General features: G+C 63.2%; 17 protein-coding genes. 4 read left to right on the forward strand and 13 right to left on the reverse strand.

All coding sequences use genetic code 11. The features are described 5' to 3' along the window. Nucleotides 1-2: 2 nt before the first annotated feature. Genes R3E49_RS10320 through R3E49_RS10335 form a run of 4 tightly spaced genes read right to left on the reverse strand, consistent with a single transcriptional unit; the run spans nt 3 to nt 3,104 of the window. A complete protein-coding gene (locus R3E49_RS10320; protein WP_371294977.1) occupies nt 3-422 on the reverse strand; it encodes a cytochrome c family protein in 420 nt (139 codons plus the stop codon). Beyond that, complete coding sequence (locus tag R3E49_RS10325) at nt 419-1,945, reverse strand: FAD-dependent oxidoreductase (RefSeq protein ID WP_371294978.1); 1,527 nt, start codon at nt 1,943-1,945, stop codon at nt 419-421. Before R3E49_RS10325 ends, R3E49_RS10320 begins: the two co-directional genes overlap by 4 nt. After that, the gene (locus tag R3E49_RS10330) at nt 1,942-2,640 is read right to left on the reverse strand and encodes an NUDIX domain-containing protein (RefSeq protein WP_371294979.1); all 699 of its coding nucleotides are present in this window, start codon (nt 2,638-2,640) and stop codon (nt 1,942-1,944) included. The genes R3E49_RS10325 and R3E49_RS10330 overlap by 4 nt, the downstream gene beginning before the upstream one ends. An 8-nt stretch (nt 2,641-2,648) precedes the next feature. Then, nucleotides 2,649-3,104 carry a MaoC family dehydratase gene (locus R3E49_RS10335; RefSeq protein WP_371294980.1) on the reverse strand — a complete coding sequence of 152 codons (456 nt, stop codon included), beginning with the start codon at nt 3,102-3,104 and terminating at the stop codon, nt 2,649-2,651. Nucleotides 3,105-3,282: 178 nt separating this feature from the next. On the opposite strand from R3E49_RS10335, the gene R3E49_RS10340 reads away from it, so the two are divergent. The 3 genes from R3E49_RS10340 (at nt 3,283) to R3E49_RS10350 (ending at nt 8,633) form a co-directional block, all read left to right on the forward strand. Beyond that, nucleotides 3,283-4,101 carry a mechanosensitive ion channel family protein gene (locus R3E49_RS10340; protein WP_371294981.1) on the forward strand — a complete coding sequence of 273 codons (819 nt, stop codon included), beginning with the start codon at nt 3,283-3,285 and terminating at the stop codon, nt 4,099-4,101. A gap of 135 nt (nt 4,102-4,236) precedes the next feature. After that, nucleotides 4,237-5,505, forward strand: coding sequence for an efflux RND transporter periplasmic adaptor subunit (locus tag R3E49_RS10345; RefSeq protein ID WP_371294982.1), 1,269 nt, complete (start codon nt 4,237-4,239; stop codon nt 5,503-5,505). Then, entirely contained in the window at nt 5,502-8,633 is a 3,132-nt protein-coding gene (locus R3E49_RS10350) for an efflux RND transporter permease subunit (protein WP_371294983.1), read from the forward strand. Before R3E49_RS10345 ends, R3E49_RS10350 begins: the two co-directional genes overlap by 4 nt. Nucleotides 8,634-8,637: 4 nt before the next feature. Here R3E49_RS10350 and sppA read toward each other — a convergent pair whose 3' ends face one another. From sppA to arsC, 4 genes are read right to left on the reverse strand one after another with little or no spacing between them, the layout of a single operon-like run. Continuing rightward, a complete protein-coding gene (gene sppA, locus R3E49_RS10355; RefSeq protein ID WP_371294984.1) occupies nt 8,638-10,482 on the reverse strand; it encodes a signal peptide peptidase SppA in 1,845 nt (614 codons plus the stop codon). Next, nucleotides 10,479-10,865 carry a DUF2069 domain-containing protein gene (locus R3E49_RS10360; RefSeq protein ID WP_371294985.1) on the reverse strand — a complete coding sequence of 129 codons (387 nt, stop codon included), beginning with the start codon at nt 10,863-10,865 and terminating at the stop codon, nt 10,479-10,481. The genes sppA and R3E49_RS10360 overlap by 4 nt, the downstream gene beginning before the upstream one ends. Continuing rightward, nucleotides 10,862-11,467, reverse strand: a complete 606-nt coding sequence (gene wrbA / locus R3E49_RS10365; RefSeq protein ID WP_371294986.1) for an NAD(P)H:quinone oxidoreductase — start codon at nt 11,465-11,467, stop codon at nt 10,862-10,864. Before wrbA ends, R3E49_RS10360 begins: the two co-directional genes overlap by 4 nt. Then, nucleotides 11,467-11,817, reverse strand: coding sequence for an arsenate reductase (glutaredoxin) (gene arsC, locus R3E49_RS10370; RefSeq protein ID WP_371294987.1), 351 nt, complete (start codon nt 11,815-11,817; stop codon nt 11,467-11,469). The genes wrbA and arsC overlap by 1 nt, the downstream gene beginning before the upstream one ends. 137 nt (nt 11,818-11,954) lie before the next feature. Here arsC and R3E49_RS10375 point away from each other — a divergent pair, with 137 nt between their 5' ends. After that, nucleotides 11,955-12,401, forward strand: a complete 447-nt coding sequence (locus R3E49_RS10375; protein ID WP_371294988.1) for a TlpA family protein disulfide reductase — start codon at nt 11,955-11,957, stop codon at nt 12,399-12,401. Nucleotides 12,402-12,456: 55 nt separating this feature from the next. Here R3E49_RS10375 and sat read toward each other — a convergent pair whose 3' ends face one another. From sat to R3E49_RS10400, 5 genes are all read right to left on the reverse strand, one after another. Further along, complete coding sequence (gene sat / locus R3E49_RS10380; protein ID WP_371294989.1) at nt 12,457-13,638, reverse strand: sulfate adenylyltransferase; 1,182 nt, start codon at nt 13,636-13,638, stop codon at nt 12,457-12,459. A 26-nt stretch (nt 13,639-13,664) separates the two neighbouring features. Continuing rightward, the gene (gene cysC / locus R3E49_RS10385; RefSeq protein ID WP_371294990.1) at nt 13,665-14,282 is read right to left on the reverse strand and encodes an adenylyl-sulfate kinase; all 618 of its coding nucleotides are present in this window, start codon (nt 14,280-14,282) and stop codon (nt 13,665-13,667) included. 56 nt (nt 14,283-14,338) lie between these two features. Then, complete coding sequence (locus tag R3E49_RS10390; RefSeq protein ID WP_371294991.1) at nt 14,339-15,517, reverse strand: sulfotransferase; 1,179 nt, start codon at nt 15,515-15,517, stop codon at nt 14,339-14,341. Beyond that, complete coding sequence (locus tag R3E49_RS10395) at nt 15,514-16,629, reverse strand: DUF1214 domain-containing protein (protein WP_371294992.1); 1,116 nt, start codon at nt 16,627-16,629, stop codon at nt 15,514-15,516. Before R3E49_RS10395 ends, R3E49_RS10390 begins: the two co-directional genes overlap by 4 nt. Before the next feature lie 95 nt (nt 16,630-16,724). Further along, nucleotides 16,725-16,901, reverse strand: coding sequence for a hypothetical protein (locus R3E49_RS10400; protein WP_371294993.1), 177 nt, complete (start codon nt 16,899-16,901; stop codon nt 16,725-16,727). Nucleotides 16,902-16,918 lie beyond the last annotated feature (17 nt).

Here is a 16,918-nt window from a genome sequence, read left to right on the forward strand (position 1 = left end):
CTTCATTCCTGCAGTTGCTCTTCAATCGGTGGGCGCACGGAGGCGCGTTTCAGGTAGGCGACAAGATCCGCCCGCTGCTGCGGATCGGGAATCCCACGCGCCATCATCGTGGTGCCCGGGAACATGGCCAGCGGGTCTGCCAGCCAGAGGTAGAGCAGCTGCGGCGTCCACACGAACTGGGCATTGCGGAACGTCTCCGAGTAGTACGCAAAGCCCGGTTGCTTGCCCGCCACCTGACCGAAGATGCGGTACAGGCTGGGCCCGTTATTGTGGCCGACCTCGGGCTCCGGATAATGGCAGGTGCGGCACTGGCCAAACACCAGCCGGCCACGCTCGGGATCTCCTTCGGGCATCGTCGTGGTATCGGTCTGTGCGCCCGCGGGCGCCACGGCAAGCAACAACAGGAGCAGTAGTGGCTTCATGCGGAGACCTCATGGTTTGCCGCCGCCACACCGGCGCGGCGCCCAAAGAACGTGCAGTCACCCACAGACAGGCCACTGGCGATATACGGTGCAACCGGCAGGCCCGCCGTGGTGCGGCCCGCCGCATAGAGGCCGGGAACAGGCTCGCCAAAACCGCTGATCACACGGCCGTCGATATCCGTGTGCAGGCCGCCGAAGGTGTGGGCGGTGAAGAAGGCGCGCTTCACCGAGAGGTCCCAGGCTTTGAACGGGGGCTTGTCGAGTGGGCGCAGGTACTGCGCCTGCTTGTGGAACAGGGGGTCGCGCCCCAGGTCCGCGAAGCGATTGTAATAGGCGACCGTGTGCTGCAGGGCGCCCTGGGGAAAATCCGTGCGCGCCGCCAGATCACCGATGGTCGGTGCCTCGGCCACCAGCAGGAAATTGTCCTGCGGAAAATCGAAACTGCTGCTGGCATCGGTAATCAGCCACGCGCGCCCCTGTTCACGGTAGGCAATGGCATCCCCCAGCACACCGTAGTAGCTGTCCTCGGGCACGAAGCGTTGCGCACTGGCGTTCACCACGATACCTGCCAGGGTCGACTCCGGCGGGTAGATAGGGGTGATAGCAAAGCCCTCATGCATGTGCAGGGTCTCTCCGCCCACGCCGGCTCCCATGAGGATGCCCTGCCCCAGATCGCCCGCGTTGCCCCAGGGCGCGGAGCAGTCGAACAGGGCCGGCGCATGGCGCTGCACCATCTCGCGATTGTGGATGAAGCCGCCACAGGCCAGCACGACCCCGCGCTGCGCGCGAATATTGCGTGTCTCACCGTCCGCCAGCACCTGCATGCCAGCCACGCGACCGTCCGACTCCACGATCAGGCGCTGACCGGCAACACCCGCACGCATCGTGACACCCGCCGCGGCGGTCTGCGCCAGCAGCGCCTCCATCAGGGTGCGGCCGCCGGTCATGCCGGGCAGGCCCGGCACGTGACCGCGCGGCACCGGGCGCGCAATCTCCCGCGCCGGCCAGGCGAGTTCGTTGCCCGAGTAATACAACGACTCATCGCCCAGCGTCAGCTCCTTCACCGGCGTAAAACGTTCGTTATAAGGCACACCCATGGCCACCAGCCAGTCGAAATGGGCGACACTTTCCTCGCAGTAGAGCTGGATCTTGGCCAACTGGGGATGGCCGCCGCTGTTACCGGCGATAAAGCGGTACATCTCCTCCACGCTGTCTTCAAAGCCCGCCGCCTTCTGCAGGGCGGTGCCACCGCCGGCATACACCACGCCGCCCGACATGGCCGACGAGCCGCCGAACTGCGGCAGAGCTTCGATGAGCAATACGCGGGCACCTGCGCGCTGCGCCTCGATCGCTGCACTGCAGGCCGCCGAACCGGAGCCTGCGACCAGTACATCCGTCGTCTCGTCCCAGCGACTCACCTCCCGACGGCTCAGTGCGGCAGCGGGCCCGGCGAGCCCGACACCTGCAGCCCCCGCACCGAGGCCGGCAAGCAGTTGTCGACGGCGCCAGCGTGTTGTGCTCATTCCACCCCCTCGCGGATGTACTCCAGCTGATCATTGATCATATAGGTTCGATGCCGGGGACCACTGACCGCTTCCACCAGGTCAGCATAGCCCGCATCCTCTTCGTAGAGGAAACAGACACCACCCTCCTGCATGATCATGCGCGGCGCATACCGCCGCGGTGGACGCGCGCCCAGCGCCGCCCGGGCGGTGGCGCAGTCGCGGAAATCAGCGAGGTCGACGAGGCTGACGTAGGTTGGCGGCATCAGGCGGAACGGACTTTGCGTATCGCGAATCTCTGCAAAGGCGTCCTGCGGGCGCACCCAGCGGTGCGCGGAGATCTCACCCCCGTCAACGCGTATCTCCGCATCGGCGTCGAGCACCGCCAGGAAAAACCAGGTGCTGTAGCGCCGTCGGGCACCCTCCGGAGTCGTCCAGTGGGACAGGAAATGCAGCTGCTCCGGCGTAATCTGCACATCCGCTTCTTCGCGGGTCTCGCGAATCGCCGCCTGCAACGCGGCCTGATCGTGGTCATCTGCCACCGGGTAGTCGGACGGATCAATTCGTCCTCCCGGAAAAACCCACTCCCCGCCCATGTGTTTCAGCGCCCTGTTGCGTTGCAAGAGCAGCACTTCCAGCCCCTGCGGGCCATCGCGCACTGGCACGACGGTCGCCGAAGGCACGATCGGCACATCGCCTTCGCCCATGTCCAGCATGGCGCTGCTCAGGGGAAGAAACGGCTGATGGTGTCGATGACGCAGGCGGGGCGATCACTGCCCTCCACCTCGATCGTCACCCTGACCACCACCTGCACGCCGCCCTTCACGTCTTCAGCAGAGAGGATCTCGCCGCAACCGCGCACGCGACTGCCCACCGGCACCGGCGCCGGGAAGCGCACCTTGTCACAGCCGTAATTCACGCCCATCGACACGTTGTTCACCTGCAACAGCTGCGGCAGGAACAGGTTCGCCAGCGACAGCGTGAGATAACCGTGCGCAATCGTCTTGCCGAAGGGGCCGCTCGAGGCACGTTCGGGATCGACGTGAATCCACTGGTGATCACCCGTCGCCTCGGCAAACAGGTTGATACGCTCCTGCTCGATCAGCAGCCAGTCGGTACAGCCCAGTGCCGTGCCCTCACTGCCGAGCAGTGCTGCGGGGTTTTCAAATACTGTGGTCATGCGGGATTTCCTGTCAGCAACCTGTGTGCCCGGACTATACCACCCGCGCGGCGGCTCGGCAGCGAGCGTGGTTTAACGTTTTCCACCACAGCGCCCGCCACGTCCATCCCGACCCGCCGCCTGCAGGCGCGCGGAGTTTCCGGTATAGTCACTCACCTGATACACAGGAGACCCGATCATGCTGGAAAACCTCGACTTTGCTGAACTGCTGCACACCTACGTCATCCCCTGGGGTACGCGCATCGTGCTGGCGCTCGCCATTTTCTATATCGGGCGCATGGTGGTATCCGCCGTCGCCGGCTGGGTTGAGAAATTCATGCGCGCACGGCGCATGGACGAGGTGCTGGTCAAGTTCCTGACAGCCATCCTGCACTGGGTTCTGCTGCTGTTTGTCATCATTGCAGCGCTCAGCCAGCTCGGCATCGACACCACGTCCATGGTCGCTCTGCTCGGTGCTGCGGGCCTCGCCATCGGCCTTTCGCTGCAGAGCTCTCTGTCCAACCTGGCGGCCGGCGTGTTGCTGATCATCTTCCGCCCCTTCACCAAAGGCAATTTCGTGGAGGCAGGCGGCGCCATGGGCGTCGTCGAGGCCATCAGCATTTTCACAACCACGCTGACCACACCGGACAACAAGGAAGTCATCGTGCCCAACAGTGCGGTGCTGGGAAACAACATCGTCAACTATTCTGCACGGCCCACACGGCGCGTGGACCTGGTTTTCGGCGTGTCCTACGGGGACGATCTGCGCAAGGCAAAGCAACTGCTGGAAGAGATCATTGCTGCGGATACCCGCGTTCTCAGCGACCCGGCTCCGACCATCGTGGTCGGCGAACTCGCCGACTCCAGTGTCAACTTCCTTGTGCGCCCCTGGGTAAAATCGGAAGATTACTGGGCCGTCTACTGGGATACCACCGAATCAGTCAAGCTGAAGTTCGATGAAGCCGGCATCACCATTCCGTTCCCGCAGATGGACGTGCACACGCCGGAGCGGGACTGAGCCAACCACTGTATTAACAGTATTTCACAGCCTGCGGGCCTGCTGATGTGATATAAAGCCTGTTTCGCATCTCCCCTGGTCCGCCCGTGTATCGCGGGCGACCGGGGCAGCAAAACGGTACTGCATGTGGCCACTGTGAAACGCCAATTCGTTGTTGCCAGCGCACTGCTGCTGTCAGCAGCCCTCATCACCCTTCTCCTCTACGCGACACGGCCCGACACCGACATCAGCGAGCCCGTGTATGTGCCGATCACTGTCGATGTGGTCGTGGCGGAAAAGGAGACTATACGCATCCCCATGCAGGCGCAGGGCACCGTGTCGCCTCTGCAGCAGACCACACTGCTGGCCGAGGTTCAGGGCCGTATTGTGGAGGCCTCTGAAACCTTCAACGTCGGTGGCTTTGTCAACGCGGGGGATGTCTTGCTGCGTATTGACCCCCGCGACTACCAGGCGCGCCTCGCCCGGGCTGAGGCGGCACTGCGCTCGGCGGAGAGCGAGCTTTTGCAGGAGCGCGGCCGGGCCGATGTGGCGCGCCGGGAATGGGAAAAGCTGCCCGCAGGCAGTCAACGCTCGGACGAAGCGCGCGATCTGTACCTGCGCAAGCCGCAACTGGCGCAGGCTGAGGGGCAGCTGCTGGCAGCCCGCGCCGACCTGCAAACAGCGCAGGACGACCTCGACAGAACCGTGGTGCGCGCACCCTATACCGCGCTGATTCGTGCCAAGCACGCTGAGCTGGGGCAATTCGTCACACCCGGCACGCAGCTCGCAGAGGTGTTCTCAGTGGATGTGGCCGAGGTGCGGCTGCCCATCCCGCAAACGCGGCTCGCCTATCTCGACCTGCCCGGTGTGCGCAGCACGGAGGCTGGAGCGCGCATCGACCTGTACACCGACGTCAACGGTGACGTCACCCACTGGCCCGCCAGGCTGCACCGCAGCGAGGGTGTGTTTGACGAGCGCTCGCGCGCGCTGTACGCCGTGGCGCGCATCGACGACCCCTACGGACTGACGCATCCGGGGCAGCCGCCCCTGCGCATCGGCACCTTCGTCACCGCCAGCATCGAAGGGCGCCCGATGTCCGGGCTCGTCGCCCTGCCCCGGTATGTGATGCGGGCAGGCGATAACGTCGCGGTCGTCGACGACAACAATCTGGTGCGTAACCGAACCGTCACCACACTGAACACCGGGGGCGACTTCGTCTATGTCGCTGCGGGGCTGGACGATGGCGACCAGGTCATACTCACCACACTGGACAGCGCGCTCACCGGTGCCGAGGTCAGCGTGGTGTCGCGCATCAGCAGCCGCGAACTGCGACTGCAGAGCACGGCCAAGGGCACCACGGCAACGGGCGCTGACGTCGCCGCCGACGCCGCCCCGGCGCAACCCGGCGGAGCCCCTTCCGCATGAGTCCTCACCGGCAGGGCGGGGTGATTGCCTGGTTCGCCCACAACCCCGTGGCCGCGAACCTGCTGATGGCCATCATCCTGGTGGTGGGGCTGGGCTCCGCGTTCAATATCCAGCGCTCGATGTTTCCCTCCTTCGACATCGAGCTGATTTTCATCAACATGTCCTACCCCGGTGCCTCCCCGGAGGAGGTCGAGCAGGGCATCGTGCTGAAAATCGAGGAGGCCATCAACGACCTCGATGGCATCAAACGGGTGGAGTCCGATGCCCTGGACTCCCACGCACGGGTCATGGTGGAGCCCCAGGAAGGGATCGACATGAACGCCCTGCTGGGGGATATCAAAAACCGTATCGACGCCATACAGCATTTTCCCGCCAATGCCGAAAAGGCCATCATCAGCCAGCCGGAGCTACAGTTTCCGGCGCTGCAGCTGCAACTCTCCGGCGAGCTCGATGAACGCAGCATGAAGACACTGGCGGAGGATATTCGTCGGGACCTGCTGACCCTGCCCGAAGTCTCCGCGGCGGAGGTGGTGGGCGCGCGCGATTACGAGATTTCCATCGAGATCTCCGAATCGCTGCTGCGTGAGTACCACCTGACGCTGAGTGATGTCGCAGAGGTGATCGCCCGCTCTTCGCTGGACCTGCCGGCGGGCTCGCTGCGCACCCGCCAGGGAGACATCCTGCTGCGCACGCAGGGACAGGCCTACGTGCAGCAGGATTTTGAATCCATCGTGCTGCGCAGCTTTGCCGATGGTACCCGCCTGCTGCTCGGCGATATCGCCACCGTGCGCGACGGCTTTGTCGAGGATAGCGGTTTCGCGCGCTTCAATGGCCGCTATTCACTGGGGATACAGGTGTTCGCCATGGGGGAGCAGGACATCCTCGATACGGCGATCGCCACACGCAACTGGGTAGAGCAGAAACAAGGCGAGTTGCCCGCTGCCGTCAGGCTGGATATCTGGTCGGATATCACCTTCTATCTGCAAGGTCGCCTGGGCATGATGCTGAAGAACCTCGCGATGGGGGCTCTGCTGGTATTCATCGTGCTTGCCCTGTTCCTGGAGATCAAACTGGCGTTCTGGGTGATGCTCGGCATCCCCGTCTGCTTCCTCGGCGCCATGGCTCTGATCAACACACCCTATATCCACGCCAGCCTGAACATGATCAGCCTGTTCGGCTTTATCCTGGTGCTGGGTATCGTTGTGGATGACGCGATTATCATGGGCGAAAGCGCCTACACCGAGCAGGAGCGCCACGGCCACAGCATCCAGAGCGTGGTCGACGGCGTCAACAAAGTCGCCGTACCGGCCACCTTCGGCGTGCTGACCACGATTGTCGCGTTTGCGCCCACGCTGTTTATGGAAGGGGTGTTTGCCGCCTTCCCGGAAGCCTGCGGCTGGGTGGTGATCCTCTGCCTGCTGTTTTCCCTGGTGGAATCGAAATGGATTCTGCCCGCTCACCTGGCCCACAGCAGCCCTACGCGCAACCGCGTGCTGCTGGCAGTGGACCGACGGCAGCAGCAGGTTAACCAGGGCCTGAAACGCTTCGTTGAACAGCACTACAGCCCGCTGATGCAGCGCTGCATACGCAACCGCTATGTCACGCTCGCCGCGTTCATCGCCCTGCTGGTGCTGTGCAGCGGGCTGGTCCTCGGCGGCGTGGTCCGCACGGTCATCGCCCCCGATGTGCCCGGTGAATTCATTTCCGTACAGCTGGAAATGACCGAAGGTACGCCCGAGGAGCGCACGCTGGCGACCATCGAACACATTGTCGCGGCACTCGACCGTGTCGAACAGGCACATAAACAGGCGACCGGCGGCGAAGAGCACCTGGTGAATCACGTCTTCGCCTACGGCAGCAGCCGCACCACGGGCGGCGTGGATATCGAACTGACGAAGGAAAACGAGCGCAGCATTTCCACGCGCGAAGTGGAACGGCGCTGGCGCGAAGCCGTAGGCACACTGCACGGCACCAAAGTGTTGTCGATCAGCAGCGCCGACGGACCGGGCTTTGGACCGGCCATCGCCTTCGACCTCATGCACCGAGATTTCACCATGCTGCGTGCCGCGGCGGCGGAGCTGGAGACTGCGATTCACCGCTACGACGGCGTGTACGATATCCGCAACGGCGCCAGCGACACCGCCGATGAATTCCACATTGAGCTACTGCCCGAGGGCGAGGCGCTTGGCCTGAGCCGCTACGCGGTTGCCAACCAGGTGCGCAACGCGTTCTACGGTGCGGAGGCCCAGCGCATGCAGCGCGGGCTGGACGAGGTGAAGGTCATGGTGCGCTACCCTCGCGCCGACCGGGAGACCGTGGATACGCTGCAGGACATGTACATTCGCACACCGGACGGGCAGGAGCTGCCCTTCCAGACCGTGGCCACCGTGGCCGTCAAGCAGGGCCTGCGCAAGGTCACCCACATCAACTACCAGCGCGCCGCCGAGGTAACGGCTGAGGCCAACAAGGATCTGGTAGAGCCGTCGCGCATTGTCGCCGACCTCGAGAAATCCGTGCTGCCGGGCCTGCTGCAGAAGTATCCTGGGCTCAGCTATGCCGTGGCCGGCTTGGCCGATGAGGAAAGCAAGATGGTGACCAGCATGCTGATCGGCTTCGGCCTTGCGCTGTTCGGCATCTACGCGCTGCTGGCAATACCCACCCGCTCCTACCTGCAGCCCCTGATCATCATGGGCGTCATTCCCTTTGGCGTGATTGGCGCCGTCGTCGGCCACTGGCTGACGGGCTACCCGCTGAGCATGATGTCGCTGATGGGGGTGATCGCGTTAAGCGGTGTGGTGGTGAATGACAGCCTGATTCTCGTTGATCATATCAATAACGCGATCAAGAGCGGCGTTGAGCCACTGCGGGCTGTCGTAGAGTCCGGTACGCAGCGTTTCCGCGCTATTTTGCTCACCTCGCTGACCACGTTCTTCGGCCTCGCGCCGATGCTGCTGGAGCGGAGTGCGCAGGCCCAGGAAATCGTGCCGATGGCGGTCTCCCTCGCCTTCGGTATTGTATTTGCCACCGTTATCACCCTGCTGCTGGTCCCGGCGCTGTACATGATCCTGCTGGATCTGAAGCAGTGGCGCGAGCCGACTGCTCAGTCATCCGCCCTGCCCGCTCGCTGAACGGTCAGGGCGCGGCACAGCCTACGCAGCGCATGTAGAGGTGCGCCGGGTCGTTCAGTTCGGTGAGCGTGCGAGCTGCGGTGGCCACAGGCTGCAGCAGCTGCTGCATGCCGGCATCCAGCCCGGGAAGCAAACCACTCAACCCCACCCGCGACGCCAGCTGCCGGAGCAGCATGTCACGCGGCGACAGGGGCTGCTGTACATATTCCACGGGGTGACGCTGCGGGTCCAGTCCACCCAGCTCGGCCGCCGCGGCAATCGCTTCCCGCAGTGAACCCAGCTCGTCGATCAGGCCCAGCACCTGGGCGTCGGCGGCACTCCACACCCGACCACCCGCAGCAGCCTGCACCGCTTCCTCGGACAGGCCACGGCCACTGGCCACCAGCTGCAGGAACTCGCGGTAGGTGAAGTCCACACCGCTGGCGAGGGTTTCCGCGACCTGCGGATTGAGCGGTCGATCAAGCCGCAGCGACCCCGCCAGCTCTGTGGTACCCACACCGTCCGTAGTGACCCCGATGCGCTCCAGCAGCCGCTCAAACGTGGGAAAGGCGGCGAACACACCGATACTGCCGGTAATCGTCGTTGGTGTGGCCCAGATTTCATCGGCCTCGGCGGCGATGTAATAACCGCCCGAGGCGGCGATGGCGCCCATGGAAATCACCACCGGCGTGCCGGCCTCACGAATGCGGGCAATGGTCTGCCGAATCCGCTCGGCGGCCAACACGCTGCCGCCGCCCGTATTCACCCTGAGCACCAGCGCCTTGACCCCCGGCTGCTCGGCAGCCTGGCGCAACAGCCTGGACAGGGAGTCGCCCCCGATGGTGCCAGGCGGCTGCTCACCGGACATCATGTTACCTTCGGCGGTGACCACTGCCACGCGGTCTTCCGTGCGCTGGGTGAATGCCACGGGACGCTTGCTGTTGATATAGGACTCGAAGAACACCGCCTCGTAGAACCCCTCGTCGTCCTCCGCCCCGACCCGCTCAATCAGGTAGTCGTTGGCATCGGCGCGGGACAACAGCGTATCCACCAGCCCCTGCTCCTGGGCCACCCGGGCGGAATTGCCACCGGCGGCCGTCAGGTACTCGGCATAGCGGTTGATGTAACTGTCGAGGCTGCCAGGGGGCAGGTTGCGGCGGCTTTCAACCACGGTGACATATTCCCGCCAGAGGTCTTCAAGCCAGGCCAGGGTGATGGCTTTCTCTCCCTCGGACATGTCGTCACGCAGAAACGGCTCGGCCATCGACTTGTGCTCCCCGGCATAGAACACATGCATGGTGACCAGTGCCTTGTCCAGGGCCTGACGGAAATGGTTGCGGTAGCTCGCGAATCCCTCGAGGGGCACAGCGCCCATGGGGTGCAGGATCACCTCGTCCGCCTGGCTGGCAAGCAGATACTGGTCCTGCGTGAAGTAGTCGCCGACGGCAATGACCGGCTTGCCGGTCGCCTTGAAGTTATCGATAGCTGCGGCAATTTCCAGACTTTTGCTGATCCCGGCTGACACCAGGAAGTCGAGCTCCATGACCAGTGCGGTGATGGCCGGGTCCTGGGCGGCCTCCTGTATGGCGTCAAGCACATCGCGCAGGGCGATTTCGCGCTCCGCAGGGGAAGGCTCACCCGCCAGTGCCTGCAGCGGGCTGACCTCGGACTTCTCGTCAACCAGTGTGCCCCCGAGGTTCAGCAACAATGCGGCCTTTTCCGGCTGCGGCGGTGGTCCACCGCTGAAATACAGCACGTAGATAAAGACCAGAAAGGCGAGAAATAACAGGTTCGACAGCGCCAGGCGAAACCAGGTCAATCCGCGCCAGAATGCGGAAAAGAAACGGCGAATGGGCGATGGGCGACTCATGGCGATGACTCCGGGAATGTTTCGCGCGCTGTGTGCAGCTCGCGGGCGCGCCAGCGCACGTACAGCATGGCGCTACAGAACAGTACAACGACGGCGACCATGCCGACCCAGGGCAACGGCGCCCGTGGCGTTGCAAACAAGCGCTCCACCAGCGCGATAAAGTAGAGTAGGGACACAAAGCACAACCAGATGAAGCTGCGCAGACGGTCGTGCCACATTCCGTACAGAAACAGGCTCAGGGGCAGCAGGCTCCCCAACCAGATAATCCAGGGCGGCTGGGTGAGTGCCAGGGAAAGCGCCGTCTGGCCAAACAAAGTGCCCCAGCTCAACCACGTGGCGCGCCACAGCAAGAGACTTGGGCCCTGGCGTTGCACAGGGGTCATCGCGCAGCCTCCAGAGCCAGGGACAGGCGCGCAACACGTGCGCCCAGTGCGCGACACAGTGCGGCTTCCTGCGGGTCGAGGCGTTTCTGGTTGTCGGCACCGGCCCAGTGGGAGGCACCGTAGGGCGTTCCGCCGCTGGTTGCCGTCATCAGTCCCGGCTCACTGTATGGCAGGCCTGCGGCCACCATCCCGTGATGCAGCAGGGGCAGCAGCATGCTGAGCAGGGTAGACTCCTGACCGCCGTGCAGGCTGGAGGTCGAGGTGAAGACCGCGGCCGGCTTGTCGATCAATGCACCGCTCAACCACAGGCCCGAGCTTTGATCCAGGAAGTACTTCAGGGGCGCGGCCATGTTGCCGAAGCGCGTGGGGCTGCCCAGCACCAGCCCGGCGCAGTCGCCGAGTTCCTCAAGCTCACAATACAGCGGGCCGTCGGCGGGGATCACATCCTCGACGGCCTCGCAGCTGGCCGATATCGACGGCACCGTGCGCACCCGTGCGGTGATGCCGGCAACCGACTCCACCCCGCGCGCCACCTGGGTGGCCATGGCCGCAGTGGCGCCGTGGCGACTGTAATACAGCACCAGTACGTAGGGGTCGGCCATCAGTCGAGCAGCGCCAGCACGTTCTCCGGGGGCCGGCCGATCACAGCGCGCTCACCGCGCACCACCACCGGCCGCTCAATCAGTTTGGGATGCGCGGCCATGGCGGCGAGTATCTCGGCTTCGCTACTGTCCGAATGCAAACCGGCCGACTTGAATTCCGGCTCTCCACGCCGCAGCAGCCCGCTGGCCGGCACTGCCAGCTTCTTCAGCAGGCGCTTGAGCGCCGCGGCACTGGGCGGCTGATCCAGATAGGCAATCACATCGGGCTCTACGCCATGCTCCCGCAACAGGGCGAGTGCCGCGCGGGACTTGGAACAGCGTGGGTTGTGATAGATCTGAAACTCGCTCACGGAAAACTCCCCGGGGACAAAAGGCGTACATTATAGCAAAAGGGCTGGGCGCCGCGCCGCCATGCAATCGTGGCATACTGCGCGCGCCAAGCCATTTTTTCCACTGATCCTGCCAATCAACAAGGAGCAACCCGGACGTGAGAAGCGCCTGCCTGACCCTGCTACTGTTAACCCTGACCGCGTGCCAGCCATCCGCACCGGAAAGCAACGCGGACCTGCTGCAAAGCCTGCGGGGCCAGTGGGTGGTCATCAATTACTGGGCCGAATGGTGCAAGCCCTGCATCAAGGAAATACCGGAACTGAATGCACTGGACAGCGATTACGATAGCGTAACCGTGCTCGGCGTAAACTATGACGGTGCCACTGGCGACGCCTTACAAGCTCAGCTCGACGCGCTGCAGGTTCAGTTCGCTACGCTGGGGGAAGACCCGGCCGGCCTCCTCGGACTGGACCGACCCAACGTCCTCCCCACCACGCTGATCATCAACCCCGCGGGAGAATTGCTGGATATGCTGGTCGGGCCACAAACGCTGGAGTCGCTGCTGGCGGTGACGGTGCACCGCGCCAGCCAGGCCGAGAAGTAAACGGTGGGGTAGCGGCAGGCGTGGGCCGGCGCAGAACGCGCCGACCCTGCCGCCACTACAGGCTCTGGTAGTAATCCATGAGTATCCTGGCCACTTCCGGCCGGGAGAACTCAGGCGGCGGGGCGATGCCGTTGCCCAGCATTTCGCGCACCCGCGTACCCGAAAGCAGCACGAAGTCCTCCGGGCTGTGATCCGGCGCGTCGCGCATCATGACAACGCGGTCCAGCTTCTTGCTGTAAGCCGTGTGGTCGGCGCGGTAGATTTCCAGCTCCAGGGCACCTGACGGTACTTCCTCGTCAAAGATAGTCTGCGCGTCAAAGCCGCCATAGTAGTCGCCTACGCCGGCGTGGTCGCGCCCCACAATCAGGTGCGTGCAGCCGCAGTTCTGACGGAAGACTGCGTGCAGTACCGCCTCGCGCGGGCCGGCATACAGCATGTCAAAGCCGTAACCCGTGACCATCACGGTGTTCGGCGGGAAATAGACATCCACCATTTTCCGGATCGCCGCATCGCGCACGTCTGCGGGAATATCACCCGGCTTGAGCTTGCCCAACAGCATGTGGATGAGAATGCCATCCGCATGCAGGTCTTCCATCGCCATACGGCACAGTTCCTCATGCGCGCGGTGCATGGGGTTGCGGGTCTGGAAAGCGACGACCTTGTTCCAGCCGCGGGAGGCGATTTCGGCGCGAATCTCCACGGCGGTGCGGAAGGTGTCGGGGAACTCGCCGGGGAAGTAAGAGAAATTCAGCACCTCAATCGGGCCGGACAACAAGGTGCGGCCCAGCGACTTGAAGGTCGCAACGCCGGGATGCGCAGGGTCCAGTGTGCGGAACACTTTCTCCGCGATAAAGTCGATCTGCGCGTCGGACACCGACTCCACCGCGTCCACCTCCATCACGGCAAGCACCGGGTTGCCCTCGGTATTCGGGTCGCGCAGCGCGATACGTGTGCCGGGCTGGATGTCCGTTGCCTCGGTCAGGTTGACAATGGGCACGGGCCAGAACAGGCCGTCGACGGTCTGCAGCTTCTCCGCCACGCTGAGGCTGTCAGCCAGGTTCATGTAGCCGTTCAGGGGGTTGAAGTAACCAGCGCCCAGCATGACCGCATTGGCTGCGGCCGCTGAGTTGAGCAGCAGTGAGGGCAACTGCTCCGCCTCCTTCAACAGCGCCTCGCGACGGGCATCGTCAGCGATGTAGAGAGGTTGCAGCTCGTCTGAGCCGTGTGGCTTGATCATGTTCGTCTCCGTTCGGGGTAAGGTAATCAGGACGTGATGATGCCGCGCTCGCGCAGCAGGGCAATGATGGTATCCACCTCTTCGGCCAGCGTTTGCTGATCCGAGTGCAAATGCACCTCGGGCTTGAACGGCGCCTCGTAAGGGTCATCGATTCCCGTAAAGTTCTTGATTTCTCCCGCCCGCGCTTTCTTGTACAGGCCCTTGGGATCACGCGCTTCCGCGGCCTCCAGGGAACAATCCACAAAGATCTCGATAAAGTCCATGCCCGCTGCTTCGTGCAACTCTCGCACCTGGTTCCGATCGCTGGCATAGGGGCTGATAAAGCTGCTCAGTGTAACGATGCCGCAGTCCACAAACAGCTTGGAGATTTCCCCGATGCGACGGATATTTTCGGTGCGGTCGTCCGCACTGAAACCCAGGTTGCGGTTAATGCCCAGGCGCACGTTGTCACCATCCAGCCGATAGGCAAGCACGCCCATTTCATTCAGACGCCCCTCCAGTTCTACCGCCACGGTGCTCTTGCCGCTGCCGGACAGGCCGGTGAACCACAGGGTGGCCCCTTTATGACCCAACAACTTCTCGCGGTGTTCGCGGGTGATGTCACCCTCGTGCCAATGGACATTCGTCGCTTTTTGCTCTGCCATGTGTGCTCTCTCGTGCAGTGGTTCAGGTTAGCCGCCGGGCGCCCCGGCGACGATGTTCACTTATCCAGGATAAAGGCTTCCCGATAGCCCTTGAATTGCGCCTTCAGGCCCTCTTCGGTCAGGCCGAACTGGTCCAATGTGTAGGCATGTGCAGGGCGCAGTTCACGCCGGTTGGAGTCTTGCCAGCGCGCCATTTCCACACTGGCTTCGGGGGTAAGGTCCATACCGAGGAAGTCGTAGACGCGGCCGATCTCCACCATTGGCTGGCTGACCGTATCCTTGAACCAGAGGTCCAGGAACCGCTCGGGGCCCATCTCGCGGCGCACATCTATGGTGTGCTGCATGCCCTTGGCGAACTTGCGGGCCCACTGTCGCCCTACTGCCACCGGGTCGGCGGAGTCGGAATACACCTGCCACACATTGGCGATCATGCTGGCCAGCGACGGAATGGTCTCAACCGGGTCACGGTGGGATTGTACCACGCGGGCATCCGGGAAGATGCGAAACACCAGGTCCATGTAGTGCAGGTGGTGCGGCGCCTTCAGTGCCCAGCGCTCACCGCGCTGCCCGCTACGTTTCTTTTGCCACTGCAGGAACTGCAGTAGCAGCTTCAGGTACTCATAGCCAATGGTGTGGTCCTGCGCCTCGATCCAGGCATCGAAACTGGGGACATTCGCCAGCGCCTGGATATTGAAGCTGTAGAAGGACTGCTCCAACAGCATGATGTCCTCGTCCGGCTCCATGGCATCCAGCGGGTGCACGGACAGCAGGTCGGGGTTGCTGTCGACCATCATTTTCACTTCCGCCTTGGCGTCGCGAATACGACGGTCACCTGCCGCGGTGAAGTCCCAATCGAGATCCGGGCAGGGAAAACGTGTTTCATACCACAACGGGGCATACATGCGATTGTCAGCGGCGATGGTCCGGTGCAACATCGTGGTCCCGGTGCGGGGCAGGCCGACAATCACCAGCGGCTCCACGATCTGCTCATCCAGGATTTCCGGGTGGCGACGCAGCCACTCCTGCACGCGCAGCCTGGTCGACAGGATATCCAGCATGCGCTGGGCCATTGCCGGGCGGCCGATCGCGTTCAGGTCCGCCTCATGCACCAGCGACCACAGGAGCCTTTCCAATGGCTCGCGATAGCTGTCGTCACCAAAGTCTTCAAGCCCGTCTACAGCCCTGGCCGCAGCGACCAGTGCATCTGCATCCAGCGCCAGTTCCGTCATGCTCATTCCACCTCTCCTGCGATTAATGTCTCCAGCGCGACAACACGCGTGCGCACCGGAGGATGATCCGATGCCTCGACATAGCGCAACAACATGGCGCCACACTCATGACCCGCGGTCGTCAGCCAGTTGGGGTATGCGCTACCCGGATTCCTGCCCGCCACCACAATGCGCACACTGCCGTCCGCTTCATAGCGGGCACTGCTGCGATTGATATGGATACGATGGAAGCGGTAGTCCAGCGACTCCATCCAGAAATTTGAGAGCTGGAAGTTCCAGGTCCGACAGTCCCGGGGCGGCATAAATTCAATCAGCAGCGCCTCTTCCGGGGCCAACTGCCAGTAGCTGTTGTGGTAGTAGATTGCAGGGTCGCCGCCCGCCCGCAGGCACATCTGCTGGTCATTGGGGGGCAGTGCGTTGATATGGCCGGCAAAGCCCAGCATCCAGTTGCGGAACAGGCCGGCGGTGCCGTTCACGAAAGGCACCACGCGCTGTAACTGGCTGGCAAACGCCGCAGGATCCAGCACGGGGGCTGCCTGCTGGTCCAGGCACTCGATGCGCAGTTCAAGCTTGGGCTCACGCGCGCGGTCCCGAAAGGTCTGGCGCACCAGAATATTGTCCGAGGCTTCGGTCATGGACAACCAGTTACCGGGCTGCGGGGTCGCGCTGACCAGCAGCTCAAATTCCCCATTGGGGCCCAGTTCCAGATCCTCCAGGGTGATGTGGCCGGTGGGGGCCATATCGCCCTGGCCGGCGAAGGAGCCCGCCTTGGTTTCAATGCTCAGGTATTCCACCTGTCCTGCATTACCGGTAATGCGGTAGCTGTGACGTCCGTCTACCGCACAGTTCTGGTAGAAATTGTCCGGGTTGTCATTGCCGATTTTGGCGGTTTCATGCGACAGGGAGTAGAACTGCGGACAGGCGGGGTCGCTGAACTCGAGGTGTTTTTCCAGGCTCAACCGCAACAGACGTGTGAGGTACCGATACCCTTCCGCGATGCTGAGATCGTCAGCAGGCACACCCTCTGCCAGGATCTCTGCACCGGCGCTTTTCAGGCTCTCACAAAAATCTTCCCAAAGCTGGCCATTGCGTAACGCATCAAGCTCGGTCATCGACATGATCAGGGTCCCCGCGGTGAAGATATCAGTGTAATCAGCGACGCGCAGTGTGCAGTGTTTTCGATCCGCGCGCATCACCCTTAAGGGTGACCTGCCTACCAATACTGGCTGGCCAGAGACAGCAGCAGCATCAAGCCGACCAGAGGCAACAGCCAGCGTTGCAGCTGACGCACCCGCTCCTGCGGCAGGGGGCGGGCAAAGCGCTCACCCAGCACCACCATCAGCGCCACGGCGCTGAACACCAACACCAGCAGTAGCAGCAATTGCGTCACCTGCCAACTCCCCTTTC

This window comes from Haliea sp. (assembly GCF_041395985.1).
In the GTDB taxonomy this organism is placed as follows: domain Bacteria; phylum Pseudomonadota; class Gammaproteobacteria; order Pseudomonadales; family Halieaceae; genus Haliea.

Excerpts from the sequence above, each read along its gene's own strand:
- R3E49_RS10320 (WP_371294977.1), bottom strand. The coding sequence starts at position 422 with ATGAAGCCACTACTGCTCCTGTTGTTGCTTGCCGTGGCGCCCGCGGGC.
- R3E49_RS10325 (WP_371294978.1), bottom strand. The coding sequence starts at position 1,945 with ATGAGCACAACACGCTGGCGCCGTCGACAACTGCTTGCCGGCCTCGGT.
- R3E49_RS10330 (WP_371294979.1), bottom strand. The coding sequence starts at position 2,640 with ATGCTGGACATGGGCGAAGGCGATGTGCCGATCGTGCCTTCGGCGACC.
- R3E49_RS10335 (WP_371294980.1), bottom strand. The coding sequence starts at position 3,104 with ATGACCACAGTATTTGAAAACCCCGCAGCACTGCTCGGCAGTGAGGGC.
- R3E49_RS10340 (WP_371294981.1), top strand. The coding sequence starts at position 3,283 with ATGCTGGAAAACCTCGACTTTGCTGAACTGCTGCACACCTACGTCATC.
- R3E49_RS10350 (WP_371294983.1), top strand. The coding sequence starts at position 5,502 with ATGAGTCCTCACCGGCAGGGCGGGGTGATTGCCTGGTTCGCCCACAAC.
- sppA (WP_371294984.1), bottom strand. The coding sequence starts at position 10,482 with ATGAGTCGCCCATCGCCCATTCGCCGTTTCTTTTCCGCATTCTGGCGC.
- R3E49_RS10360 (WP_371294985.1), bottom strand. The coding sequence starts at position 10,865 with ATGACCCCTGTGCAACGCCAGGGCCCAAGTCTCTTGCTGTGGCGCGCC.
- wrbA (WP_371294986.1), bottom strand. The coding sequence starts at position 11,467 with ATGGCCGACCCCTACGTACTGGTGCTGTATTACAGTCGCCACGGCGCC.
- sat (WP_371294989.1), bottom strand. The coding sequence starts at position 13,638 with ATGATCAAGCCACACGGCTCAGACGAGCTGCAACCTCTCTACATCGCT.
- cysC (WP_371294990.1), bottom strand. The coding sequence starts at position 14,282 with ATGGCAGAGCAAAAAGCGACGAATGTCCATTGGCACGAGGGTGACATC.
- R3E49_RS10390 (WP_371294991.1), bottom strand. The coding sequence starts at position 15,517 with ATGAGCATGACGGAACTGGCGCTGGATGCAGATGCACTGGTCGCTGCG.
- R3E49_RS10395 (WP_371294992.1), bottom strand. The coding sequence starts at position 16,629 with ATGTCGATGACCGAGCTTGATGCGTTACGCAATGGCCAGCTTTGGGAA.